The organism is Mesorhizobium sp. 10J20-29, from assembly GCF_054130485.1.
The window spans coordinates 2,342,434-2,367,239 of record NZ_CP199156.1 but is presented as its reverse complement, the minus strand read 5'-3'; the positions used below and the strand labels follow the sequence as shown (position 1 = coordinate 2,367,239).

26 protein-coding genes are annotated in these 24,806 nt (G+C 63.4%); 13 read left to right on the top strand and 13 right to left on the bottom strand.

What is annotated here, in order from left to right; genetic code table 11:
* Positions 1-26: 26 nt before the first annotated feature.
* Both ACT2BZ_RS11385 and ACT2BZ_RS11380 read right to left on the bottom strand, forming a co-directional pair.
* Positions 27-467, bottom strand: a complete 441-nt coding sequence (locus ACT2BZ_RS11385) for an SRPBCC family protein (protein ID WP_457941087.1) — start codon at positions 465-467, stop codon at positions 27-29.
* A complete protein-coding gene (locus tag ACT2BZ_RS11380) occupies positions 468-785 on the bottom strand; it encodes an ArsR/SmtB family transcription factor (RefSeq protein ID WP_457941086.1) in 318 nt (105 codons plus the stop codon).
* Between the two features lie 228 nt (positions 786-1,013).
* On the opposite strand from ACT2BZ_RS11380, the gene ACT2BZ_RS11375 reads away from it, so the two are divergent.
* The 6 genes from ACT2BZ_RS11375 (at position 1,014) to ACT2BZ_RS11350 (ending at position 7,256) form a co-directional block, all read left to right on the top strand.
* Entirely contained in the window at positions 1,014-1,580 is a 567-nt protein-coding gene (locus ACT2BZ_RS11375) for a hypothetical protein (RefSeq protein ID WP_457941085.1), read from the top strand.
* A 140-nt stretch (positions 1,581-1,720) separates the two neighbouring features.
* Complete coding sequence (locus tag ACT2BZ_RS11370) at positions 1,721-1,975, top strand: hypothetical protein (RefSeq protein WP_457941084.1); 255 nt, start codon at positions 1,721-1,723, stop codon at positions 1,973-1,975.
* Positions 1,976-2,108: 133 nt separating this feature from the next.
* Positions 2,109-3,119 carry a DUF3179 domain-containing protein gene (locus tag ACT2BZ_RS11365; protein WP_457941083.1) on the top strand — a complete coding sequence of 337 codons (1,011 nt, stop codon included), beginning with the start codon at positions 2,109-2,111 and terminating at the stop codon, positions 3,117-3,119.
* 182 nt (positions 3,120-3,301) lie between these two features.
* Positions 3,302-3,829 (top strand): peroxiredoxin-like family protein, encoded by a 528-nt coding sequence (locus tag ACT2BZ_RS11360; protein ID WP_457941082.1) that lies wholly within the window; start codon positions 3,302-3,304, stop codon positions 3,827-3,829.
* A gap of 3 nt (positions 3,830-3,832) precedes the next feature.
* Positions 3,833-4,534 (top strand): flavodoxin family protein, encoded by a 702-nt coding sequence (locus ACT2BZ_RS11355; RefSeq protein WP_457941081.1) that lies wholly within the window; start codon positions 3,833-3,835, stop codon positions 4,532-4,534.
* A 253-nt stretch (positions 4,535-4,787) separates the two neighbouring features.
* Complete coding sequence (locus ACT2BZ_RS11350; RefSeq protein WP_457941080.1) at positions 4,788-7,256, top strand: hypothetical protein; 2,469 nt, start codon at positions 4,788-4,790, stop codon at positions 7,254-7,256.
* A 653-nt stretch (positions 7,257-7,909) separates the two neighbouring features.
* Here ACT2BZ_RS11350 and ACT2BZ_RS11345 read toward each other — a convergent pair.
* From ACT2BZ_RS11345 to ACT2BZ_RS11330, 4 genes are all read right to left on the bottom strand, one after another.
* The gene (locus ACT2BZ_RS11345) at positions 7,910-8,089 is read right to left on the bottom strand and encodes a hypothetical protein (protein ID WP_457941079.1); all 180 of its coding nucleotides are present in this window, start codon (positions 8,087-8,089) and stop codon (positions 7,910-7,912) included.
* A gap of 160 nt (positions 8,090-8,249) precedes the next feature.
* Positions 8,250-9,233: an NAD(P)H-quinone oxidoreductase gene (locus tag ACT2BZ_RS11340; protein WP_457941078.1), complete on the bottom strand. Its 984-nt coding sequence runs from the start codon at positions 9,231-9,233 to the stop codon at positions 8,250-8,252.
* Positions 9,163-10,173 (bottom strand): MBL fold metallo-hydrolase, encoded by a 1,011-nt coding sequence (locus ACT2BZ_RS11335; protein ID WP_457941077.1) that lies wholly within the window; start codon positions 10,171-10,173, stop codon positions 9,163-9,165. Before ACT2BZ_RS11335 ends, ACT2BZ_RS11340 begins: the two co-directional genes overlap by 71 nt.
* Positions 10,170-10,337 (bottom strand): hypothetical protein, encoded by a 168-nt coding sequence (locus tag ACT2BZ_RS11330; RefSeq protein ID WP_457941076.1) that lies wholly within the window; start codon positions 10,335-10,337, stop codon positions 10,170-10,172. Before ACT2BZ_RS11330 ends, ACT2BZ_RS11335 begins: the two co-directional genes overlap by 4 nt.
* Before the next feature lie 444 nt (positions 10,338-10,781).
* Here ACT2BZ_RS11330 and ACT2BZ_RS11325 point away from each other — a divergent pair, with 444 nt between their 5' ends.
* The gene (locus ACT2BZ_RS11325; RefSeq protein ID WP_457941075.1) at positions 10,782-11,147 is read left to right on the top strand and encodes a hypothetical protein; all 366 of its coding nucleotides are present in this window, start codon (positions 10,782-10,784) and stop codon (positions 11,145-11,147) included.
* A gap of 184 nt (positions 11,148-11,331) precedes the next feature.
* Here ACT2BZ_RS11325 and rfbA read toward each other — a convergent pair whose 3' ends face one another.
* The 6 genes from rfbA to ACT2BZ_RS11295 form a co-directional block, all read right to left on the bottom strand.
* The gene (gene rfbA / locus ACT2BZ_RS11320; protein ID WP_457941074.1) at positions 11,332-12,213 is read right to left on the bottom strand and encodes a glucose-1-phosphate thymidylyltransferase RfbA; all 882 of its coding nucleotides are present in this window, start codon (positions 12,211-12,213) and stop codon (positions 11,332-11,334) included.
* Positions 12,214-12,473: 260 nt separating this feature from the next.
* Positions 12,474-13,268: a FadR/GntR family transcriptional regulator gene (locus ACT2BZ_RS11315; RefSeq protein ID WP_457941073.1), complete on the bottom strand. Its 795-nt coding sequence runs from the start codon at positions 13,266-13,268 to the stop codon at positions 12,474-12,476.
* Entirely contained in the window at positions 13,265-14,248 is a 984-nt protein-coding gene (locus tag ACT2BZ_RS11310; RefSeq protein WP_457941072.1) for an ABC transporter ATP-binding protein, read from the bottom strand. Before ACT2BZ_RS11310 ends, ACT2BZ_RS11315 begins: the two co-directional genes overlap by 4 nt.
* Positions 14,241-16,172 carry a dipeptide/oligopeptide/nickel ABC transporter permease/ATP-binding protein gene (locus ACT2BZ_RS11305; RefSeq protein ID WP_457941071.1) on the bottom strand — a complete coding sequence of 644 codons (1,932 nt, stop codon included), beginning with the start codon at positions 16,170-16,172 and terminating at the stop codon, positions 14,241-14,243. Before ACT2BZ_RS11305 ends, ACT2BZ_RS11310 begins: the two co-directional genes overlap by 8 nt.
* Positions 16,172-17,116: an ABC transporter permease gene (locus ACT2BZ_RS11300; RefSeq protein ID WP_457941070.1), complete on the bottom strand. Its 945-nt coding sequence runs from the start codon at positions 17,114-17,116 to the stop codon at positions 16,172-16,174. The genes ACT2BZ_RS11305 and ACT2BZ_RS11300 overlap by 1 nt, the downstream gene beginning before the upstream one ends.
* Before the next feature lie 62 nt (positions 17,117-17,178).
* Complete coding sequence (locus tag ACT2BZ_RS11295) at positions 17,179-18,738, bottom strand: ABC transporter substrate-binding protein (RefSeq protein ID WP_457941069.1); 1,560 nt, start codon at positions 18,736-18,738, stop codon at positions 17,179-17,181.
* Between the two features lie 135 nt (positions 18,739-18,873).
* Between ACT2BZ_RS11295 and ACT2BZ_RS11290 the strand changes: the two genes are divergently transcribed.
* On the top strand, positions 18,874-20,121 hold the full coding sequence (locus ACT2BZ_RS11290; protein WP_457941068.1) for an allantoate amidohydrolase: 1,248 nt from the start codon (positions 18,874-18,876) through the stop codon (positions 20,119-20,121).
* On the opposite strand, the gene phnF is transcribed toward ACT2BZ_RS11290, so the two are convergent.
* Positions 20,118-20,852 (bottom strand): phosphonate metabolism transcriptional regulator PhnF, encoded by a 735-nt coding sequence (gene phnF, locus ACT2BZ_RS11285; protein WP_457941067.1) that lies wholly within the window; start codon positions 20,850-20,852, stop codon positions 20,118-20,120. The two genes, ACT2BZ_RS11290 and phnF, sit on opposite strands and share 4 nt — an antisense overlap.
* A 106-nt stretch (positions 20,853-20,958) precedes the next feature.
* On the opposite strand from phnF, the gene phnG reads away from it, so the two are divergent.
* The 5 genes from phnG to phnK are packed head-to-tail and all read left to right on the top strand — an operon-like array spanning position 20,959 to position 24,805.
* On the top strand, positions 20,959-21,429 hold the full coding sequence (phnG, locus tag ACT2BZ_RS11280) for a phosphonate C-P lyase system protein PhnG (protein WP_457941066.1): 471 nt from the start codon (positions 20,959-20,961) through the stop codon (positions 21,427-21,429).
* Positions 21,429-22,037 carry a phosphonate C-P lyase system protein PhnH gene (gene phnH, locus ACT2BZ_RS11275; RefSeq protein WP_457941065.1) on the top strand — a complete coding sequence of 203 codons (609 nt, stop codon included), beginning with the start codon at positions 21,429-21,431 and terminating at the stop codon, positions 22,035-22,037. Before phnG ends, phnH begins: the two co-directional genes overlap by 1 nt.
* 4 nt (positions 22,038-22,041) lie before the next feature.
* Positions 22,042-23,148, top strand: coding sequence for a carbon-phosphorus lyase complex subunit PhnI (locus ACT2BZ_RS11270; RefSeq protein WP_457941064.1), 1,107 nt, complete (start codon positions 22,042-22,044; stop codon positions 23,146-23,148).
* Positions 23,145-24,026, top strand: a complete 882-nt coding sequence (locus ACT2BZ_RS11265) for an alpha-D-ribose 1-methylphosphonate 5-phosphate C-P-lyase PhnJ (RefSeq protein ID WP_457941063.1) — start codon at positions 23,145-23,147, stop codon at positions 24,024-24,026. Before ACT2BZ_RS11270 ends, ACT2BZ_RS11265 begins: the two co-directional genes overlap by 4 nt.
* Positions 24,026-24,805: a phosphonate C-P lyase system protein PhnK gene (gene phnK / locus ACT2BZ_RS11260; RefSeq protein ID WP_457941062.1), complete on the top strand. Its 780-nt coding sequence runs from the start codon at positions 24,026-24,028 to the stop codon at positions 24,803-24,805. The genes ACT2BZ_RS11265 and phnK overlap by 1 nt, the downstream gene beginning before the upstream one ends.
* Position 24,806 lies beyond the last annotated feature (1 nt).

The following is a 24,806-nucleotide window of genomic DNA, read 5'->3' as shown; positions in this document are numbered from 1 at the left end:
AGAGTTTCCTCCGGTTGTGGGTGGCGTCACGCCAACCCTTGTTCAAGCTTGTCAAATATGGACAGCCACCCTCGTGTATGGCCAGCTCGCGCAGAGTCGGTGGAAAGATCAAAATGGCTCAATATGAGCTTTGACTGACCTTTGTCGATTTCCATGATTTCGATGGTCACGCGGGATTCATTGCCTCTTGGCCCGCCCGGTCCGCCATCGTGCCAGGCCCAGGTGAAGGCGATGAAACGTGGTGGATCTACCTCGATGACCTCACCCGAGACCATTCTGCGTTTTCCGTCAGGCGTTTCCATCACAGAAAACCAAGGGCCAAGCTTAGAGAAATTCAGATTATGATCGGGTACAACCATATCGTCGTGACCCCACCAGCGCACCATGTTCTCAGGCTCGCTGATCATCCGAAAGACCCGCAAGGCCGAAGCCGGCATGACACGCTCCAAGGTGACGACATCTGCCATCTACGTATCCTCGCGAAGAGAAGCCTCAATACGGTCGAGGCTCGTCCCCCAGAATTTTCGGTGGTCCAGCGTCCAGTCCGAGACTTGCCGGATTGCTTCGGGACGCACTGAATAGAGTCTTTGCTTGCCGGCAACCCTGCGGCTGACCAGTCCCGCTTGGTGCAGTACGCTCAGATGGCGGGACACGGCCGGTCCCGAGATCTCAAACATTTCGCAAATAGTGCCTGCCGGGGTTTCGCCGTCGCGCATCAGTTTCTCAACGATCTCCAAGCGGCAAGGGTCGCTGAGTGCCGAAAAGATGAAAGACACGTGGATCATGTGAAATCATATAACACATATGTTAAATGATCGGAAGGGCGAACATCCTTTTATTGCGCTGCTCGCCAACCCTCGACGTCGAGATGCTTAACGCGCCTGTTCAGCAGTGGCGGCCTGAGTTGCTGCGTGGAGGAACAGGCCAACCGCCTCGGTCAATGGATCGTGACCTCTTTGTGAAGCGTCAGATGCTATAGTCGGGCATTCAGCAAACGATCCTGGGAGGATACCATGGCCTATAGGCGTAACTTGGTTCGAACCGGGCAAGGGCTGTCCGTCGCCGGTGCAATTTTGTTTGCGGTCTCACAGGCGGCGTTCGCCCAGGACGCTCCCTTTGGCAATCCGCAAGACACAGATGACGCCAAGGCGCTGTGGGCCGCATTGGAAGAAGCGCGCCTAGTCGGCGAAGAGGCCATTCGGGTCGTACCGTTTGAAGGCAACGAGCCCCACGGTGCCGTTCAGGAAGTGCTCGCCACGACTGCGACAGTCGGTGGCCATACGGGCAGACTTCTCCTCAAGCGCAACCACGGTGGCAAGGAAGGGCTGACGGTTCAGGAAGTTTACGACAACCCCACGCAATACCTCGCGGCAATCACTGTGATGTTCAAGAGGGAAGCAGGCTACGATCCGGAGAACAAGGACTGGTTCTGGGCCAAGTATCTGCCTGACGGGGTTCTCGACAAGAATCCAAACGGAGCCGAGCTTGCCGGTCGAGTGGCAAAAGGGATGGATCAAGGCTGTATCGCTTGCCACACGAGCGTCGGTGGTGAGGATCTCGAGACCCTGACATCGCAATAGCTGCTATAAACTCGTCGTCTCAAGAAAGGCGGGGGCACATAGGCGGTCGCGGCTGCTCCTCAACCTGACGGTCGAGACTATGCTGACCTGTGTCAACGAAAGAGCAAATCGAATCCAGCCGGAGTACATGGGAGGTAAGAATGACCTGGCGCGAAGAAGCCATCGCTCAATACAGACATATGATAACGAGACTTTCGCATCGCATCGAATGGATGCGACCGGGCACATTCAATATCCTCGAGGATGACCACGGCAGGCAAGTTGTCACAAATCACGGTGACATCCTGCAGGAAGAGAAGACGATCGCAAATGTAGACGAGATCATGGCTCGCGCTGAGGCTGAGACACCAAAGCGGACGCATCCTGACGAGCGTTCTGCCTTGACCAACCACTGAGCAACAGCACAGTCCCCGATGCGGTACGCGTTAGGATGCGTGATCGAAGTCGCCGACCTTGGTTGTCGTTCGGTAAACGCGGTCTCAAGCAAACTTGACTGGCTCGCGACCGTCGAAAGCCCCACGATGCGGGATGAGTATTCGGTTCGTCATAATCGCCTGGCTTCTCGCGCTAGGGTTGGCCGCGCCTGCCAGCGCCGAACCTGCCGTCTGGCGAGCGGCCGGTTGGAAGACCGATTTCTCCATCACCGAGGTCGATTTCGACGAGATCATCTCGGGAGGCCCGGCACGCGATGGTATTCCGTCGATAGATTCGCCTGTGTTCAAGCAAGCCGACCTGATCAAGAACATTGGGCCGAACGAACCGGTAATCCGCCTTGAACTCGACGGCATGGTGCGCGCCTACCCGCTGAGGGTTTTGACCTGGCACGAGATTGTCAACGACACGCTGGCCGGCAAGCCCGTCCTCGTGACCTATTGCCCACTCTGCAATTCGTCGATCGCGTTCGAAAGGAACCTGGCGGACGGCACGGTCACGACGTTTGGCGTCAGCGGCCTTCTCAGAAACTCCGACATGATCATGTATGACCGCGACACGGAAAGCTGGTGGCAACAGTTCACCGGCCGCGGCATTGTCGGCGAGCGGGCCGGCCAGAAGTTGAACATGATCCCTTCGCGCATTCAGGCATTCGGCGCGTTTGCCCGCGAGAACCCGACGGCCGACGTACTCGTCCCGCGCGATCCGTCGATCCGTGCCTACGGCCAAAATCCATACGTCGCCTACGATAGCCGTCAGGCACCATACCCGTTCTACACCGGTGCGCTACCGGCTAACCTGCCGCCAATGATGCGGGTTGTCGTGGTCCGCGACGAGCGTCTATCTGCGGTCACGTTGCCGTATTTGAAGAGTGTCGGCAGCGTTGAAATGGATGGCATACGGTTGTCATGGCGCGAAGGTGTCAGTTCCGCGCTCGATGACGCAAATATTGCCGAGGGAACCGATATCGGTTCGGTCACAGTCGAACGGATCGCCGATGGCTCACCGATCGTTCACGACACGACCTTCGCCTTCGTGGTGCTGGCTTTTCACCCAGGCCTGACCGTCATGGCAGAAGGTGGCCCAGTCACACTGACCGGTCGTTGATTGACCTGATGGTCGTGCATGGCTCGCTAACGACAGGCCGATCACGATTTGGTCATGGAACCGCACACGCGCAGGAACGATTCTTGCTGCACTGGGGGAGTTGGTCGTCGCGATCAAAGCATCCGTCTCTGGTGGCCCGCTTCAATGTCGGGTCGAAGCATTCCGAGAGTAAAGGGAGTTCCATGTCACATCAAAGTGCACTACCGGGTTCGCAGGCGCCTACCCTGTCGCTGCCGGCCCTCGGCGGCGGTACGATCGACCTGTCTGCTGAGCCTCCCCGAGAATTCACTGTCATTTTCTTCTATCGAGGCGTGCATTGCCCGATCTGCAAGACACAGATCGAAGAACTGGCTTCCCGTGCGCGTGACTTCGAGAAGCGCGGCGTGAACCTGTTGGCCGCCTCGATGGATTCGGAGGAACGCGCCAAGCGCCAGGAAGAGAGCTGGAAGATCGAAGGCCTTAAGATCGGCTATTCGCTCAACGAGGCCGACGCCCGAGGCTGGGGACTGTACATCTCCAAGAAGGAGAAGGACGGAGAGCCCGACCGTTTTGCCGAGCCTGGCACTGCCATCGTTTATCCAGACGGCACCATCTACGCACTGTTTCAACAGAGCGTGCCCTTTGCGCGCCCGCGTCTCGACGACCTGCTGAAGGGTCTGGATTTCATTATCGAGAAAAACTACCCGGCGCGCGGCACCCTGGCGGCATAGACGATGGCTGTTCCGACGAATTTTACTGACCTGAAGGCGCTCTTCGTCAACACCACCCTGACGCGTTCGCCGCGAAGGTCCCACACCGAATTGCTGATGCGCAAATCGATTTCGATCATGGAAAGCAATGGCGTGCAGGTGGAATACATTCGCGCGGTAGATCATCAAATAGCGTTTGGCGTGCAGCCCGACATGCGACAGGAGGGGTGGACCACAGACGCTTGGCCAGAGCATATTTGGCCAAAGGTCGAGGCAGCAGACATCCTGGTAATAGGCACTCCGATCTGGCTCGGGGAAGAGTCCTCAGTTTGCCGAGTGATCATCGAGCGTCTCTACGCGCACAGTGCGCAGACGAACGACAAAGGCCAGTATATTTACTATAACAAGGTCGGGGGTTGTATTGTGACCGGAAATGAAGACGGCATAAAGCACTGCTCCATGACGGTTCTCTATGCTCTCCAGCACATTGGTTATGCGATACCGCCGCAAGCTGACTGCGGGTGGATCGGGGAGGCAGGTCCAGGCGCATCCTTTGGCGACGATGGAGCGGGTCTGGACAACGAGTTCACCAAGCGCAATACCGCATTCATGACTTGGAACCTCATGCATATGGCACGGATGTTGCGGGACAACGCGATTCCAGCACGCGGAAATCAGCCTGCCGATTGGGACTCAGGCGATCATTTTGATCATCCGGACGGGTGATCAGTTGCCTGGACGTTAATCGAGATGCGGCCCGATCTCCGGATTCAGTGGCTGCATTAAATGTCGAGGTCCGGGTGGCTCCGGTTCAACTCAACCGACTGGAGGGTCGCGGCTCGGTAATTGGGGGCATCCAACCCTGAGGTTCCAGCATCGCCGCCGGCACCATGACGGGATCCGGTTCAGCCAACCTCTGGACGGCTTTCTTGTCGCATCCCGGAAAAGGGCGTATTCTTGCAGCAGATAGGAGGTCGTCATGAACATGACGCGCTCCGCATTGCTTTTTGCGCTCTTGCTGCTGGCGCCGGGCGTAGCATTCGCTGCAGATGTCGTGCAGACGTTCGCGGCTCCAGAGGTCCGGGGTGTTCGTCTTGACTGGTGCAAGCACTGGGGCCGCGAATGCGGAGGACCAGCGGCTAACCTCTTCTGCGCCGAAAAGGGTTTCTCGCGCGCGGTGCGCTTCTTGCCCGATCCGAGCCTTGGTTCGCGCAACATCGCAACGGTCGTGTACGGCGACGGCCGCATCTGCGAGGGGCCGGCCTGCACCGGTTTCCGCGCCATCACCTGCATGAAGCCGGGTGCACAGGCGCCGCCTTCTAACAACATGCTCCAGCAATCCCGGCCGCCGGCCGGCGCCGCCAAGGACGGAGATGCCGCAGGTGTCCCATTCGCCGCGCATCCGAAGCCCAAGACCGGATCGAAGATGACCGTGACTGTCATTGACCGGAACGCGACGAGGTTTGCTTACCCCGCAGTGAAGGGCGTCCGTCTCGACTGGTGCCGCAACTGGGGCAAAGGCTGCGGTCATTCAGCAGCAGAACTTTTTTGCCTCGAGCGGGGATTTGCCGGGGCGCGCGACTTCCAGATAGATCGGAACATCGGCGCACAAGGTATTCCAACTCTGGTGTTCGGTGATGGACGGCCCTGTGAAGGCAAGCAATGCAGCGGCTTCCGGCAGATCATCTGCATGCACGACGCCGACAGAGCTAAATCACAGTCGCCGAAAGAGAAGGCCGGTCTCGGGTCTAAATCGTCAAAGAATGAATCTGCCGAGCCCTTGGGAGAATCCACTCTTGAGCCGTCGACGAAACCGCCGGCCCGGATCTTTGCGTTGCCCGAGACGATGACGCTACTACCAGTGCCGCGACCGACGAATCGGGCCGATCCGATCGTCGTCCCGTCGCCCCCACCCATGATTAGTTTTGCTCAGTTCCGCCCTCTGTCGAGTGAGGCCGTCGCACTCGACTGGAGCTTGACCCTAAAGGCGCTGGCAACCTACCCAGCCGGTGCCGGTCTTTATAGGTGCGCCAGCGGCGATTGCTCGATCGCAACTGCTGCGGATTTCGAGATCGTCCCCACAGCAGCCCACCAACACGTCACACTCAATTTCAACATCACGAAGGTGCCGCACAGCGGCAGTGCGCGCTGGCAGGTAAGTCACCTACCATTTCCACCCTTTAGCAACGGCAGTGCCCGCGATATCGAGCCGCCGGGCCTCGTAGAAAGCGACGTAGTTCGCTCCGTCGAGGGGAGCTTCAGCTTTGACTTGCGAGAAACTGCCCACCGATTGCCACGTGGCACAGCCAGCACCATTTTGCACGTGCGCGTCCTTCCGCTCGCCGCTGCCGGGTTCGGTCAGGTGGTCGGCCAGCCGTCCAACGTCATGCGTATCTTTTATGGCGCCGAGTTGCCGCCTCAGGAGCCGTTCCAGTTTTATTCGACGCTAGAGGTGCCCGGTTCGCGACCGGACCTCGAATTGACCAAGCTGGTTTTCGAGCCCTATCGATATGTCACGCGATGGCCACCGAAGTGCAAGACCTGGGAGGAAAAGTACGGCGACGACGACAAGAACATTCTGGAAGAGATTGGCGGTTTCTTCTCAGGTGCTTGGAATTGGGCGAGCAAGGCGTATCAATGGGTCAAGGATCGCGTGGTCGACGTCGTCAACACGCTGACCCTTGACCTGATCCCCGAGAGCGTTCTGGGCTTCGCGCTAGACACCGCACTTGCCACGATGGGTATACCGCCGAATATTCCGAACCTCGATCAGCTTATGAAAGAGGGTATAGATGGCCTCGCACAGGAGGTCGCGAAAACATCGGTCAGCCAAATTCCAAGCGCCGATCTCGCGGCTAACGTTGGCAATCTCGCCGCCGACATCACCATCGAAGCGGCAGCCGGGATGGCGGAACAGCAACTGCGTGAGCGATTGCAGGATGAGTTGGAAAAGCGCTCGCGCCAAGCGTTGCTCGCGGCCGCCGACGAGATCGCGCGGCAGACTGCACAGGCCGGGAAAGGATCGCTATGCAAGCCTACCTCGTTCCACCCGAAGTTTCGCATCACGGTGCTCAATAGAGGAGACAAGTCGCTGACCGGTGTCGAGATCTCCGCAAGCGCAGGACCGGTCTACCGCGGCGCAACCTGGACCGTCGATCTCGATCCCCACGAAAGCATGACCTTGGTCGCCGTAGGTACCCCCATCCTGCCAAACGGACCGTATAGCAGCACGCTCCTTTACCCAGCGGAACGCGAAAAGGAAGACCTCCAGCGCTGGTGGAATGAGGTGCTGAATGTGAAGCGGGCCAAGATCGAGGTGTTGCTGCCTGGCGGTCTCCTCTGCATGGGAGGCGATCCGACTAGCCCATTCTGCGAGACGGTGCGGGAACTTGCACACCGCTCGCTGCCGCAGATGGTGACCGAACCCTACAGTTTCAGCATCCACTAATGGCTCAGAAGCCACCTCCATTTTGGCAGGTTTTATTGGATCAAGGCGTTAGTGCTATCGAGATCGCGGCGAGAGTTTGTCGCTGGCAATGTCCGCTTTCAGGCCACCGTCAGCCCACTTCGAATATCTGACTTGAGGGCGCAAAGCGGAATGACGGTTTGGGGGCCATTTCTGGCAGGTCTGCTTCTGATAGAAGGTATCGCAAAGGAGACATCAGGCGCGCATCGGCGAAGAAGGCCCCTCGACGATAGACGATACTATTCACAACAATTGGTGAGCTTACGAGGGGACGTCGAGACGCCCAAGGCCATCTGTAGCGCCATCATGTCAGTTCCCTGTCAACGCAGTGCGGATTGCGTCGATGGCACGAAACGTGTCGCGGCTCAGAGAAGGCATGACGTAGTCTGGCCATGTCGACAGCTTTACGGCCAGGAGCTCACTGGCTGGGTCTGCGTATATAAGCTGCCCAAAGACCCCGCGAGCGCAGACATCGCGCCGTCTCGTGTCGCGGACCCACCAGAACCTGCGATAGGCGCCTTTTGGGAGGACATGCGTGTAAGGTGAGCCGAACACCTCATCGTTTCCGGTTCGGATAGCCTCCATCCAAGTCGCGGGCACGACCTGCCGCCCCGCCGCCTGACCAGAGTTGAGCATCAACAATCCGAGGCGAGCGTAATCGCGCAACGTTGCGTTGAAGCCGCCGTCTGCCAGGCAGTTCCCGCTTCATCGACCGTGAAATACGCGTCACGTGCAGCATCAATGGGCTGCCACAGGTGACGACTTACGAGATCGGCAAGGGACTGGCCGGTGGCGCGCTCCAGCACCCAGGCCACGACGTCCGCTCAATCTCCTGAACCGCACCGATCCGGTTGCCGGTACGATTGATGCTGTGGCAGCGATGGATGGAACTGTCCTGTCGATCCAGTGAGGCGCAGCTTCTACGGACCGCGAGAGCTCCGGGATGGTGTGGCTACCTCCTGAGCAGTTCAGGCTTCAGATCTGCAGAACGATCTTGCCGAAATTGTCACCCGCCTCCAGCATTTTATGCGCCTCGACAGCCTTGTCGAAAGGCAGCACGGCGTGAATCGCTGGCTTGATCCGGCCACTGGCCAGTTCGGGGAGCCACCGTTGCCGGAAGCGTTCAACCACCGCCGCCTTCGCTATGGACGAATGCGGCCGAAGGGTGAATCCACGCAGTTGCAGCATCTTGGTGAGAGCGGCGGCGACATCCAACTCTGCTAGACCTGCGCTCAGGAGCCCGACAAAAGCCATGCGTCCTTGCCAACGCAGCAAGGAGATATGGCGCGAGAGGTAAGAAGGGCCGATGAAATCCTCTACCACGTCGATGCCATCGGGATGCGACGCGCGGATGGCTTCGGCGAAGTCGGTCTCACGATAGTTGATGACATGGGGCACACCCCAATCGCGAAGGCGACGGGCTTTCTCTTCGCGTCCGACGGTGGTGATAATCTCGGCGCCGATGGATTGTGCCATTCGGATGGCGGTGCTACCGACGGCGCTGCCGCCGGCATGGATCAGCACCCGTTCGCCGGGGGCAAGGCGCGAAAGCTCAAACAGGGTCTCATGTGCCGTGCAGAAAGTCTCGATCACCGAGGCCGCCTGCACATCGTCCCACCCATCCGGCACCGCGACTACGTGGCGTCGCTCTGCCACTGCGTACTCGGCGTAACCGCCGCCCGAGAGCAGCGCCGCGACCCGCGTGCCGAGGGCCATGTCCGAGATCTCGGCCCCGACTGCCACCACCTCACCGCCGCATTCGACGCCCAGTACCGGATTCGCCCCCGGGGGCAGCGGATAGTTTCCCGACCGCTGCATAGCATCCAGCCTGTTGACCCCGATGGCACCAACGCGGATCAAAACCTCATGCGCAGCCGGACGCGGGCGTTCAGCCGTCAGAAATGTCAGCGCATCGGGCCCGCCGCGTTTCGGGGCATCGCAGATCTGCATACTCGTCATTGGTCGGTTCCTGTCTTGGGTGGGAGGTGGGCCAAACTTCTGACCGATGACCGTGGTTCGGGGCATGAAACCATTGCTCCTGAATGAAACGGTATGCTCCATCATGCCCGGGACGGATGCGGGCAAAGCCGGGAAAGTGGATGTGCATGCCCGCGACCAGCAAATCCTCGTCAACACACCGTTGCAGAACCCGTCGGCGAGAGCTGGCGGCCGCTGCACTGTCGGTGTCGAAGACCATCCCCACATCCGGATCGCCAAGCTGCACCTCCGGCACATGGACGGTATCGCCCCAGATGATCATCGCCTCCCCGCAAGAGCGCAGGATATAGCAGGTGTGCCCCGGCGTATGGCCTGGGCTTGGCAGCGCCGTTATGGCGGGCAGCACTTGATGTTCACCGTCAAAGGCATTCACCGCGCCGTCCAGGTAGGGACCAAGCTGGATGCGACCGGCATCGAAATAAACCCTCTTCTGTCGCTCGGTGGCCTTTGCCTTTGCGTCATCGTCGAACCAGTGGTCGATTTCCGCCTGATGGACGTGGACCCGCGCGCTTGGAAAGAGCTTGCGTCCGGTTGCAGGGTCGGTGAGTCCATTCGAATGATCTGGATGCACATGAGTCAGCAGGACATCGGTGATAGTCTCAGACGCGACGCCAAGACGGTCCAGGAGCGCGGGCAGATGGCCACAGGTCGGCCCCATGATATCGCCGGACCCGCAATCAACCAGAGCGGTGTGAATCCCGTCGCGGATCAGGAAGGCGTTGATTGAGACTATAGGCGGACAAACGCGCGTCTCCTCCTCCAACAGACGCCGAAGCTTTGCGTGATCGGGATCGCGCATGATGTCCAGTGACTGGTATGCCATGTGGCCGTCGCACAGAGCGGTCACCAGAACCTCGCCGACCTGCCGGTGATAGATTGCGGGAACCTGCGAGAACTTCATGCTTCGATTCCCCTTTTGGGAGTGAGCGCAGGGCGTGGGCTTTCGGTCAGATCATGGGTTTCCGAAAGCCAACTGCGCAGATGTGTGCGGGAAATCTTGCCGATGGAATTTCGAGGCAGCACGTCAATGGCGGCGAACAGGCGCGGCCGCTTGTAGGAGGTCATGGCCTCCAGCGCTGGCGCAAGTCGCTCCCGCCAGTCGGCCGGGGGACGTTGTGCAACCAGTGTCACGATCTCGCCCCAATAGTCGGAAGGGTAACCCAGCACCACCAAGTCGGTACCGGGCAGGGGACGGCGCGCGTGGATTGGCTGTGCGGCTGGACAATGGCGAGACGATCAGGATTCAGATGCCGCGGTAAGCGTGGTCGCCGGAACGGGCGTTCGCCATCCTTCACGTCCGGGTTGCAAGGCGTTTCCGCCCTCTCTGGCGCGAGCGGTACAGGATTATCGTGCCGACGCTACACGTCGCGTGCCGGGAGCCCAGGTCGTCCAAATCGACCGATGCCGGCGAGTGGCTGGAAGCAGCTCGGAACCGTTTCCGTTTCCGGTCGTGTGTGCGATATGTCTACCCTCCAATATCGGTCACCGGCGAACGCAAGGGTGGACATCATGCTATTCTCAGGCTTTCGGATCAGGAGCGCCCAGCGCGACGGCGAAACCGACCGGACGCGTTTCGAGCGGCTCTCCCAGATGATTGCGAAACTTGGCGACGAGATCGAGAACGAGCGTGCAGGGCTGGAGCGCCGCTACTCGGAAACCAAGACTTCCGCCGCGTTTGCGCAGGCAACCCTCGAAAACGAGGGCGACTCCACGATCTCGACCAAGGTCGATGACCTGACGTCCTCCATGCTGCGCTACGAAGCGAGGATCGAGGCGCTCGGGAGGCAGAAGACGTTCGTCACCGGAATCGGGAAAAGCATCGCTGACTTTGCTGCCGCGACGGCCGAACTCGATGACGGCGATTCCGCGTCTTGATGCGCCGCCGCGTTCCGCGCTCTCAGCAGATATCGCAACCGAGCTGAGTTCGGGCCGGTCAGGCAGGACGAAAGCGACCCGAACGATGCTCAGCCGCCGATGAATGGCACCGTGCGGGCCCCAGTGCGGTGACGCGTCTTTCTACCAGGCGCGGACGCCTGCCATGGACCAAAGCACGCGCAGTCTAGTGTCGCTGCAGGGAGACGACGCGCTTGCGCAGATAAACCGCATAATCGGTCTTTCCGAGGAAGTCGGCCCGCGCGAGCACTTCTTCGGCGGTCAGATAGCCGAGTTCAAAGCCGATCTCCTCCGGGCAGGCAATCTTGATGCCCTGCCTGTGCTCGATCGTGCGCACGAATGAAGACGCGTCGTTGAGGCTGTCATGCGTTCCGGTGTCGAGCCAGGCATAGCCGCGTCCCAGGCGCTGCACCTGGAGCATGCCGGCCTCGAGATAGTGGCGATTGAGGTCGGTTATCTCCAGCTCTCCGCGGGCCGAAGGCTTCAGCGAGCGGGCGACATCGACAACGTCGCCGTCGTAGAAATAGAGCCCGGTGACCGCCCAGTCCGAGCGCGGGGCACTCGGCTTTTCCTCTATCGAGAAGGCCTTGCCCGTCGCGTCGAACTCGACCACGCCGTATCTCTCCGGATCGCTCACCTGATAGGCGAAGACCGTTGCTCCGTCGGAACGGACCGCGGCATCCCGGCACAGGTCGCCAAGCCCGTCGCCGTAGAAGATGTTGTCGCCAAGGATCAGGGCACAGGGCTCGCCGGCGACGAAATCCGCGCCGATGATGAATGCCTCCGCCAGGCCGTTCGGTTCGGCCTGCACCCCATATTCAATGTTGATGCCGAAGGCGCTGCCGTCGCCGAGCAGGCGGCGAAAGAGCGGCGCATCATGCGGCGTGGTTATGACGAGTACGTCGCGAATGCCGGCAAGCATCAACACGCTCAGCGGATAGTAGATCATCGGCTTGTCGAAGACCGGAAGGAGTTGCTTGGACACCGAAATCGTCAGCGGGTAAAGCCGCGTGCCGCTGCCGCCCGCAAGAATGATGCCCTTAGTCATGCTTTCCCATTTCCCGTGCTTCCGACAGTCCATCGAGTGACCGGAGAACATTGCGGCGCTCCGGAGACAAATTTTCCCCGATCAGGCATCTCGACCTGCCGCCAAGATGCTGAAGGCCATACTTCAACATGGAAACAGTTTCACTAGATATCTTGAGATATCTCTTGACGAGGAGACCATGGCCAAGCTCTGCCGCGCTTTCGCGGTGGCGTTACCAATGTCCGGCTTGTTGAGCGAGCGGATCGCCGTCCGGCTGCCTGTCAGCCGGCTTTCGGGCGTTCGCGCATCGCTGCGCTCTTCAGCATGGACTTTTCCGCCTCTACCATGTGCTCGAGCATGACCTGCCGCGCCCTGTCGGGGTCGCCCTGCCTGATCGCCCGCAGCAGGCGCACCTGGTAATGCAGCCCTGTCTCGCGCAGTTGCGGGTTGGGCAACTGGTAGATCTCGCGGCACACCGTCATGTCGCGCAGCAGGCTGAGCAGGAAGATGGCGACGAAGCCGAGCAGGCGGTTTGAACTGTTGCGGGCGAGTTCGGCGTGGAAATCGAGCTCGGCGAGACGCTGGCGATACTCGTCCTCGCTGGACGCAGGCTCGGCCTCATAGAGCCGGATGGTTGCCTGCAAAGCCGTGAACGCCTTCTCCGAAAGCGAATCCGCCGCCGCGGTGGCGGCAAGTTCGGGCTCGACCAGCTTTCGGATGACGTAGATGTCGGCAATCGACGGCGGCTCGAACAGGAAGAGGTTGTCGAGGATGCGGATGGCATTGTCGGGGTCGATGGCCGCCACGAATGCGCCACCGCCGGGTCCCGTCTTGCTGGCGATCAAGCCTTGGAATTCGAGTATCTTCAGCGCCTCGCGCAGCGTGCCACGCGACACGCCGAGCCGTTCGGGGTTGAGCCAGTCGGCGGGCACGCGGTCGCCCGGGGCCAGGCCGGCGCTCATCAAGCGGTCGCGAATCGCATCCGAAATAATGTCCGGCCGCTTGCGCCGCTTGCCCGCCTGCGGGTCGAGCGCCGGAACCGGCAGGCTGTCGTCCGCCTCCCCCATGCCAGTCATCTGCCTCCATGGGGGTGAAAACACGCGGCCATCTGGCCGTCTGCGCCGGCAACCCCCTCAAGAGCCGGCACAACCGCATTACACGTGTCGGATCGCCTCGGGCAACGGGCATAAAAGGAGCAGCCGGGCGGCGGGTCGTAGGGATCGGGCAGTTCGGTCTCCGCATCCTCGGCCGCCAGCGACCTGCGGCCGGGCGCCGGCGCGGAATTGAGCAGCAGATGCGTGTAGGGATGGCGCGGCCTGCCGAACACGGCGCGGCTCGATCCGATCTCGACGATGCGGCCGAAATACATCACCGCCACGCGGTCGCTGACGCTTTCGACGACCGACAGATCGTGGCTGATGAAGACATAGGTCAGGCCGAAGCGCTGCTTCAGGCCGTCGAGAATGTTGAGCACCTGCGCCTGCACCGACACGTCGAGGGCAGAGACCGGCTCGTCGAGCACGATGAGCTTCGGGTCGGCGGCGAGCGCCCGGGCAATGCCGATCCGCTGCGCCTGGCCGCCGGAGAATTCGTGCGGGTAGCGGTCGAGGAACTCGGGCGCCAGATTGACGGCATCCATCAGTTCGGCGAGCCGCGCCGCGCGCTCCTCGCGGCCGAGTTCCAGCAGGTGGATCAAGGGCGCCTCGAGGATGGTGCGCACCGTCTTGCGCGGGTTGAGCGAGGCGACCGGGTCCTGGAAGACATACTGCACCTCGCGCGAAAGGCGCCGAAGGTCCCTGCCCGCTTCCGCCACCAGGTCGCGGCCCTCGAAGATGATGCGTCCGGCGGTCGGCCTGTCGAGGCCGACGATCATGCGCGCCAGCGTGGACTTGCCGCAGCCCGATTCGCCGACCACGCCAAGCGTCTCGCCGCGACGGACCTCGATCGAGACGTCCTGCACGGCGTGGACGCCGCGTTTCGGCTTGCCGAGCAGGGTGCGCCCGCCGCCGAAGACGCGCCCGGCATTCTCGATCCTCAGCAGCGTCTCGTCATGCATCGGCAACCTCCCCGACCAGCGGGTGGATGCAACGCACCGCGCGCCCCGGCGCGAAGTCGACCAGCGGGATCGGCGCGGCGCGGCAGTCGTCCCGGGCGCGCGGGCAGCGCTCGGCGAAGGCGCAGCCGACAGGCAGCCTGTTGACGACGGGCGGGCGGCCGGCAATCGCGTCGAGCCGGCGTTCCGGCTGGCCGAGCACCGGCACGCAGTCGATCAGCTTGGCGGTATAGGGATGCGCCGGCGTGGACAGGATGTCTTCGGTGCTGCCGGTCTCGACGAACTTGCCGGCATACATCACCGCCACCCGGTCGCAGATTGCCGAGACGACGCCGAAATCATGGGTGATGAACAGGATGCCGGTGTCGCGCTCCTTGCGCAGCGCGTCGAGCAGCGACAGCACCTGCGCCTGCACCGTCACGTCGAGCGCCGTCGTCGGTTCGTCGGCAATGATGATGCGGGCGTCGTTGGCGAGCGCCATGGCAATGCAGACGCGCTGGCGCATGCCGCCCGACAGTTCGTGCGGATAGGCGTCGAGCCGCTCTGCGGGATTGGGGATGCGGACCAGCTTGAGCAGGTCGAAGGCCCTGGCCGACGCCTCGGCCTTCGACAGCGGCTGGTGCGCCTGGATCGCTTCGATCAGCTGGTCGCCGACGGTGAACAGCGGGTGCAGTGTCGACAGCGGATCCTGGAAGACATGGCTGACGGCCGCGCCGCGCAGCTGCCTTATGCGCTCGTCGGAGGCGGCAAACAGGTCCTCGTCGCCCAGCATGGCGGTGCCGCCGACGATGCGGCCGGGTGGCGTCGGCACCAGCCCCATGATCGACATGGCGGTGACCGACTTGCCGGAACCGGATTCGCCGACGATGCCAAGGCACTCGCCCCGCTTCACATGGAGGTCGACGCCGCCGACCGCCTTGTAGATCTCGCCGCCAATGTGGAACTCCGTGCGCAGTCCGCACACGTCCAGCACCGCGCCGTCTGTTCGCTGCATGGGCGGCTGCGCATCGCGCATCACCGCGGTGCGCGCCACCGGCCGCGTCAGCGCGCCCGACTTGAGGCGCGGGTCGAGCACGTCGCGCACGCCGTCGCCGAGCAGATTGATGCTCATCACCAGCGCGAAGATCATCAGGCCGGGGATGATCGAGACATGCGGGGCGCTGAACAGGATCTTGCGGCCATCGCCAAGCATGGAACCGAGGTCCGCCTGCGGCGGCTGAGCGCCGAGCCCGAGAAAGGAAAGGCCCGCCGTTTCGAGAATCATCCAGCCGATGGTCGTCGACATGGTGATGATGATGACCGGCAGCACGTTGGGCAGCACTTCGATGAACAGGATCTGGGCATTGGACTTGCCGGAGAGACGCGCCGCGTCGACGAATTCGCGGCGCGAAACGCCGAGCGAGATGCCGCGGATGTTGCGGGCGAAGAACGGGATGTTGACGACGGCGATGGCGTAGAGCGCGTTGAGCAGGCCCGGGCCGAGAACCGCCACGATGGCCAGCGCCAAAAGGATGTAGGGAAACGCCATCACCATGTCGATGCCGCGCATCAGGAGCGTATCGACACGGCCGCCGACATAGCCGGCGACGAGGCCGATCAGCGACCCGAAGAAGGCGGCGATCAGGGTGGCCGAAATGCCGACCGCAAGGCTGACGCGCGTGCCCCAGATCAGCCGCGAGAGAATGTCGCGCCCGAGCGCGTCGGTGCCGAGCAGGTGTCCCGCCTCGAGCGGCCGAAGCAGCCGGTTGACCGGCTCCGTGGCGTCGGGATCGGGCAGCGGCAGCAGAGGCGCAGCGAGCGCCACGAGCACGATGACGGCAAAGACGATCAGCCCGCCGGTCGCCAGGCTGTTGTTGAGCAGCAGGCGCAGCCCGTCGGGACGCCCCGAGCTGCGGCGGGCGGGCGGGGCAACTGCGACTTCCGCCATCAGCGCAGCCTCGGGTCGAGCATGGTCTGCACCACGTCGGCCGCCAGGTTGAACAGCACATAGGCGGTTGCGACGATCAGCACGCCGCCCTGGACGAGCAGCAGGTCGCGCGTCGAGATTGCCTTGACCAGCATCGAGCCGATGCCCGGCCACTGGAACACGGTTTCGATATAGACGGCGCCGCCGAGCACGAAGCCGGCCTGGATGCCGATGACCGGGATGACGGTGACCAGCGCCGACTTGAAGGCGTGCCTGTAGATGACGCGGTTTTCGGTGACGCCCTTGGCGCGGGCTGTACGGATGTAGTCCTGGCGCAGCACCTCGAGCATCGCGGTGCGGGTCAGCCGGGCGATCACGCCGGTCGCCACGACGGCCAGCGTCAACGCCGGCAGGAACAAATGGTGCAGCAGGTCCGGCAGGTCGCCGCCGCCGTAGATCGCGTACATGCCGCTGGCCGGGAAGAGGCGCAGGTCGACGGCGAAGACGAGGATCAGCAGCAGACCGAACCAGAAGGACGGCACCGATATGCCGATCAGGACGACGAAGGTGATGGTCTTGTCGACCCAGGAGAACTGGCGGACGGCCGAGACGATGCCCGCCACCAGGCCGACAATCGAGCACAGGACCAGCGACGTTCCGGCAAGGATGAGCGTTGCTGAAAATCGCTCCATCACCTCGTCGAGGACCGGCCTGTTCATGGTGTAGGAGCGGCCGAAATCGCCGTGGGTCAGGTTGGTCAGCCAGATCAGGTATTGCTGCAGGAGCGGCTTGTCCAGGCCGAGGTCGCGGTTCAGCCTCTCGACGTTTTCGGGCGTCGCGTAGGAGCCCAGGATGGCCGTCGCGGGGTCGCCGGGAATCATCGCCATGATCAGGAAGACGATGATGGTCAGCCCGAAGATGACGGGGATCGCAGCCAGCAGTCGTTTGGCGATGTAGGCCGTCAAGAAGCGCTCCCCTTCCGGGCGTCAGGGCGATGCCGGGGTCCTGCCCCGGCATCGCGATACGGTCACTGCGGCTTGGCGACCTTCTGCAGCATCAGGAAGAAGGACGGCTGGAGCTTGAAGTTCGCCACCGATGCCTTGGTCACGGCGTTCTGCTTCCAGTTGGCGACGAAGACCCAGGGGGCGTCTTCCTGCACCACGGTCTGCATCTCCTTGTAGAGCTTGGCGCGTTCGTCCTGGTCGGTCGAACGGCGCGCGGCTTCCAGAAGCTCGTCGACCTTCGGGTTGGAGTAGTAGCCGGAGTTGAAGCCGCCCTTGTCGGGCATCGCTTCGGTGCGTAGCGCGAGGAATGGCAGCGTGTCCGGATCGTTGGTCATCCAGGCCATCTCGGCCATGTCGGCCTTGCCTTCGAGACCTGGATTGACCTTGCCGAGGAAGGTGTTCCACTCGTAGGTCTCGATGTTCACCTCCATGCCGACGGCCTTCAGGTCGGCCTGGATGGCGGTGCCCATGGCGATCGGATCGAGCATGCCGGAACCGCCCTCGGTGACGTAGAAGGTCACCGGCTCGCCGTTGTAGCCAGCCTCCTTGAGCAGCGCCTTGGCCTTGTCGGGATCGTAGGCATAGGGCTCAAGATCCTCGTTATAGGCCCAGGCGAAGGCCGGTGGGGTCGGTCCGGCCGCAACCTCGGCGGTGCCCTGTAGGATGTTGTCCACCAGCGCCGTCTTGTTGATGGCGTAATTGGCGGCCTGCCTGACGGCCTTGTTGGCGAAGGGCCCTTCCTTGGTGTTCAGGATCAGGAACCAGACGTGCGGGCCGGCCTGTTCCTGGACGACGAACTGGCCGTCGGTGCGGAACTGCTGCAGGCTGTCCGGCGGCACCTCGACCATGATGTCGAGACCGCCCGAAAGCATCTCTGCAATGCGCGTGTTGGCGTCGGTGATCGGCCGGTAGATGACCGCCTCTAGCCGCGGTGCGCCATCCCAGTAGTCGTCGTTGCGGGTGACGACCACCTTGGCGTTGGCTTCCCACTCGGCGAACTTGAAAGCGCCCGTGCCCGCCGGGTTACGCCCGAACTCCTTGCCGTTCTTCGTCACCGCGTCCGGCGAGACGATCAGGCCGGTCGGATAGGCGAGGTTGGAGAGGAAAGGCGCATAGGGCTCCTTCAGCTTGAACTCGACCGTCAGGTTGTCGACGGCGGTGACCGTATCGACCGAGGAGAAGAAGAAGGAGAGCGGGAAAGGCCCGGTGTCATGCGCGGGATGGTTCTCGTCGAGCATTCGGTCGAAGTTGAACTTGACCGCCTCGGCGTTGAACGCCGAGCCGTCGTGAAACGTCACGCCGGCGCGCAGCTTGAAGGTGTAGGTCGTGCCGTCGTCCGAGATCGTCCAGCTCTCGGCCAGCGCGGGCTCGACTTCCAGCGTGGCGTCCTTGTAGCGCACCAGCCCGTCATAGACGTTCATGAGGATGCGGAAGTCGTTGACCGCCGTCACCGCATGCGGATCAAGCGATTTCGGCTCGGCAATCTGGCCCACGACAAGCACGTTGGGCGGCGTCTGGGCATGGGCGGGCGCTGCGAAGGCGAGCAGCGCAGATGCCACCATGGCGGCCAGAAATCTCTTCATGGCGATCTCCATCGTTTCAGATGGAAGACAATTAATTCGCAAAATTTAAGGTAAGGCAAGTATTTATTATGATAAATTTTTGTGCAGTCATGAGCCGGTCTGCAAGCCACCAACGGGAGGAGCGGCGCGTCGACCATGAACCATCCCAAGCCCAGCATCGATTCCGGCCGGCTGCGGCGCCTGTTCGACGGGATCAACGCGTTCGGTTTGAACGCGCTGAGCGGCGGCTACAACCGGATCGGCTATTCGCCGGAGGACATGGCGGTGCGCGACTGGTTCGCCGCGGAGATGGCAAGGGACGGCCTCTCGGTCACCCGTGACTGCGTGAACAATCTCTTCGGGCGCTTCGGGCCGACGGACGGTCCCTGCATCATGACCGGCTCGCATCTCGACACGGTACCCGAAGGCGGCGCCTTCGACGGTTCGCTTGGCGCCTGCGTGGCGCTGGAATGCGTGCGCGCCATGAAGGACGCAGGGATCGAGCCGCGCTGCGCAATCACCGTGGTGGCGACCGCCGAGGAAGAGGGTCGGTTCGGCGGCATGCTCGGGTCGCAGACCATCGCCGGCGCCGTGACCCGCGAATGGATCGACCAGGCGAGCGACAGCGACGGCATCGGCCTGGTCGGGGAGATGGCGCGTCGGGGGCTCGATGCGCATGGCGCGCCGGCTGCCGCGTGGTCGCCCGGCTCGATCAAGGCCTTCCTCGAACTCCATATCGAACAGGGGCCGATACTTGAGCGGGCCCGGATTCCCATCGGCATCGTCAACGCGATCTCGGGAGTCTGCAACCTGCAGGTCCGCTATGAGGGAACCGCCAACCACTCCGGCACCACGCCGATGGACATGCGCGCGGACGCCTTCGCCGGCCTCGCCGCCTTCGCCGTCACGATCCCGCAGGCCATCGCCGCAAGCGGCACGGACCAGAGCCGCATCACCATCGGCAAGGTGGAACTCGGCCCGAACGTCCCGCACACCGTCCCGGGCGCCGCCGAATTCTCGATCATCATCCGCGACACGTCGCAGGACGTCATGCAGCGCCTGCGCGCTGCCATCGCCGACAGCATCGAGGCGGCAGCCGGCGCCCATCACCTGCGCTTCACGATCGAGGAGAAGAGCTGGCTCGAACCCGCACAGCTCGATGCGGGGCTCCATGCGATGCTTGCCGAGGAGGCCGAGAGGCTCGGGCTGGCGGCGCTCGACATGCCGTCCGGCGCCGGTCACGACGCGCAGACGATGCAAACGCTGTGCCCGGCGGGGCTTGTCTTCGTGCCAAGCCGCGGCGGCATCAGCCACGCGCCGCAGGAGTGGAGCGACTGGGCCGACATCGAGAAGGCAGCCGACCTGATGCTGAACGCGCTGGTGCGGCTGGCAGCCGAGGCCTAGGCCACCGAGAGTTCCACGCGATCGGCCGCGAAGCGGGTCTCCGAATACTGCACCGGCGCCTCGTCGGGAGCGACATTCACATAGGTGGTCACCAGCACGATGGCGCCCGGCGACAGGCGCAGGTCGGCCAGGTCCGACGCCGTGGCGTGGCGCGCCGAGACATTGGTCGAGCGGCGGAAATAGTCGCTCACGCCGAAGTCGCGGAAGGCCGCGGTGATCGACCCCGATGCGGCATAGGCCTTTTCAAGACCGTCGAAGCGGGCTGCGTCGAAGAAGCTCGTGGCGCGCGAGACCGGGCGGCCATCGGCCTCGCTCAGCGTCTCCAGCCTCAGTACCGGCGTCCCCACGTCGAGCCCGAGAGCGACGGCGATCCGGGCATCCGCCGCCTCGACCGAATGCCCAAGCAGGCTGCCCCGCCGTTCCCGCGCCTGGTCCTTCAGTCCCTCCGAGAAGCGGGTCCGGACGCCGATCGGATAGGCGAAGCGCTTGCGGTTCTCGACAAAGGTGCCGCGGCCTTGCTCGGCGCGCAGGACGCCCTCCTGCACGAGCGCTGCGATCGCGCCGCGCACCGTGTGCCGGTTGACGCCGAAGCGATCCGCCAGCGCCATCTCCGGCGGCAGCGTCTCGACAAATTCGCCGGTCCCGATGGCAAGGCGGATCTGGTCGGCAATCTGCCGCCAGAGCGCAATGCCGTGGCGGCGCTCCATCAGTTTTTCGGCTTCGATCGTCATTTCCCGGAACCTGTCATGCAGGCGTCATCGACACGCGGTAGCAAATATGCATAATTTGTATAGTTGTCTATATCAATAGACAAATTGTCAACCGAGAGCGATTGCCATGCAGCCAGAACGTGGATTGGAAAAGAATGCCGACGCGGCGCGCAAGGCGGCGATGGCGGCCTTCGCCGGTGCGACCGGCGATCAGCTCAGGCAGCTCGCACAGGACGCCGGCCTGCCGCTCGAGTCCGAAACGATGCGCGGGCCAGAGACCGGGCTGGTGACGGTGCGCGGCCGGATCGGCGGCGGCGGCGCCGTCTTCAACACCGGGGAAGCGACGGTCACGCGGGCAACGGTGCGCCTGCCCTCCGGCCAGATCGGCCACGCCTTCGCGCTTGGCCGCGACAAGGAAAAGGTGCGGCTCGCCGCGATCCTCGACGCGCTCTGGTGCAGCGACGAGACACGGCCGGCGGTCGAGCAGAAGATCGTGCTGCCGCTTGCGCAACTGGCGACCATGGCCGACGCCCGCAAGCATGCCGAAACGGCGGCGACCCGGGTCGATTTCTTCACCATGGTGCGGGGAGAAGACTGATGGTGCTGGCCGAACACATCACCGGCGGGTTCGGCGATCCCGTCTTCAACGCGCAGAGCGTGTTTCGCTCGGTCATGGACGCCATGGCGCGGCCGGGAACCGTATCGCCCGTTGCATCCCTTGCCGGGCCGCCTGCGCCGCTGTCGCCGACGGCCGCGGCCATCGCGCTGACGCTCTGCGACCAGGATACGCCGGTCTGGCTCGACGCATCGCTGCGCGCCTCGGAAGCGGTCGCAAGCTGGATCGGCTTCCACACCGGCGCGCCGCTTGCCCACACGCCGGCCGACGCGCATTTCGCGCTCGTCGCCGACCCTGCAAGCCTGATGGCGCTCGAGAATTTCGCGCAAGGCACGCAGGAATATCCCGACCGCTCGACCACGCTCGTCTTCCAGGTTGCGAGCCTGACGGCGGGCGAGACGCTGCTCTTCGAGGGGCCGGGGATCGAGCGCGTCGCCACGCTCGCGCCGACGCCGCTGCCGCGCCATTTCATCGAGCAGTGGAAGCAGAACCGCGCCCGCTTTCCGCGCGGCGTCGATCTGATCCTTGCTGCCGGGGATGGCATTGCCTGCCTGCCGCGCAGCACCCGCATCCGCGCCTCGGAGGCATGAAACCATGTATGTAGCCGTCAAGGGCGGGGAAGCCGCCATCCGCAACGCCCACAGGCTGCTCGCCGACCGCAGGCGCGGTGACCGCAGCGTGCCGGCGCTGCGCCTCGACCAGATCGTCGAGCAGCTCGGCCTCGGCGTCGACCGCGTGATGAGCGAGGGCTCGCTCTATGACCGCGAGCTCGCCGCACTCGCCATCGTGCAGGCGCGCGGCGACCTCATCGAGGCGATCTTCCTGGTGCGCGCCTACCGCACCACCCTGCCCCGCTTCGGCTACACGCGGCCGGTCGACACCGCCGCCATGCATGCGGAGCGGCGCATCTCCGCCACCTACAAGGATCTGCCCGGCGGCCAGATGCTCGGGCCGACCTTCGACTACACGCACCGGCTGCTCGACCCGGAGCTTGCCACCGGCGCGCCCGTGGAGGAGCCCGAACAGCGCGACATCGAACCCGAGGCGATGCCGCGCGTCTCGGACCTGCTCGCCGGAGAGGACCTGATCGAGAGCGACGGCGACCTGCCGGCCGGCCATGTCACCGGCGACATCACGCGCGAGCCGCTGGAGTTCCCGCTCGAGCGCGACGCCCGTCTGCAGGCGCTGTCGCGCGGCGACGAGGGTTTTCTGCTGGCGCTCGCCTATTCGACGCAGCGCGGCTATGCGCGCAGCCATCCCTTCGTCGGCGAGATCCGCATCGGCGAAGTCGAACTCGAGCTCGATGTTCCGGAGCTGGACTTTCCGGTGACGCTCGGCCGCATCCGCGTCACCGAGTGCCAGATGGTCAACCAGTTCAAAGGGTCTGCAAAGCAGCCGCCGCAGTTCACCCGCGGCTACGGGCTGGTCTTCGGCCAGAGCGAGCGCAAGGCGATGGCCATGTCGCTCTGCGACCGGGCGCTGCGCGCCCGCGAACTCGGCGAGGACATCACCGCGGCGGCGCAGGACGAGGAGTTCGTCATCTCGCATTCCGACAACGTGCAGGCGACCGGCTTCGTCGAGCACCTCAAGCTGCCGCACTATGTCGACTTCCAGGCCGAACTCGACCTCGTGCGTCGGATGCGTGCCGACCACGAGGCGGAGAACGGGACGGACGCCACGACGAAGGAGGCCGCGGAATGAGCGCGCTGGACAAGGACATCGCGACCTACAACTTCGCCTATCTTGACGAGCAGACGAAGCGGATGATCCGTCGGGCGATCCTCAAGGGCATCGCCATCCCCGGCTACCAGGTGCCCTTCGCCTCGCGCGAGATGCCGATGCCCTATGGCTGGGGCACCGGCGGCGTGCAGGTGACCGCGGCCATCATCGGCCCGGACGATGTGCTGAAGGTCATCGACCAGGGCGCCGACGACACCACCAACGCGGTCTCGATCCGCAACTTCTTCCGCAAGGTGGCAGCGGTCGAGACGACGACCGAAACCGCCCGGGCGACGATCATCCAGACGCGTCACCGCATCCCCGAACTGCCGCTGACGGCCGGGCAGACGCTGGTCTATCAGGTGCCGATCCCCGAGCCGCTTCGCTTCCTCGAACCGCGCGAGACCGAGACCCGCAAGATGCACGCGCTGGAGGAATACGGGCTGATGCATGTGAAGCTCTACGAGGACATCGCCCGGCACGGCCGCATCGCCACGACCTACGCCTATCCGGTCAAGGTCGAGGGCCGCTATGTCATGGACCCCTCGCCGACCCCGAAATTCGACAATCCGAAGATGCACATGTCGGCGGCGCTGCAGCTGTTCGGCGCCGGCCGCGAGAAGCGCATCTATGCGATCCCGCCATTCACCGAGGTGGTCAGCCTCGATTTCGAGGACCATCCCTTCGAGGTGCAGACCTTCGACAAGCCCTGCGCGCTCTGCGCCGCCGAGAACGTCTATCTCGACGAGGTGATCCTCGATGACCGGGGCGGGCGCATGTTCGTCTGCTCGGACACCGACCATTGCGAGAAACGCCAGGCCGAGGGCCATCGCGGCGAACTGGCCGGGGAGATTGCCTGATGACGACCGACGAACCCCTGCTGCGCGTTTCCTCGCTGTCGAAATTCTATGGCTCGCGCATCGGCTGCGAGGATGTCTCCTTCGACCTCTGGCCCGGCGAGGTGCTGGCCGTCGTCGGTGAGTCCGGCTCGGGCAAGACGACGCTGCTCAACTGCATCTCGACGCGGCTGATGCCCACGTCAGGCTCGGTGTCCTACAGGATGCGCGACGGCGCCTACCGCGACCTCTACCGCATGAGCGAGGCCGAGCGCCGCTTCCTGATGCGCACCGACTGGGGCTTCGTGCACCAGAACCCGGCCGATGGCCTGCGCATGACGGTGTCGGCGGGCGCCAATGTCGGCGAGCGGCTGATGGCGATCGGCGACCGCCACTACGGCAACATCCGCGCCACCGCGGTCGACTGGCTCGGCCGCGTCGAGATCGGCGAGGACCGCGTCGACGACGAGCCGCGCGCCTTTTCCGGCGGCATGCGCCAGCGCCTGCAGATCGCCCGCAACCTCGTCACCGGTCCGCGCCTGGTCTTCATGGACGAGCCGACCGGCGGGCTCGACGTCTCGGTACAGGCACGCCTGCTCGATCTGCTTCGCGGCCTGGTCAACGATCTGGGCCTCGCCGCCGTCGTGGTCACGCACGACCTCGCGGTGGCGAGGCTCCTGTCGCACCGCATGATGGTGATGAAGGACGGCCACGTGGTGGAGACCGGCCTCACCGACCGCGTGCTCGACGACCCGCGCGCGCCCTACACCCAGCTCCTCGTCTCCTCGATCCTGCAGGTCTGAT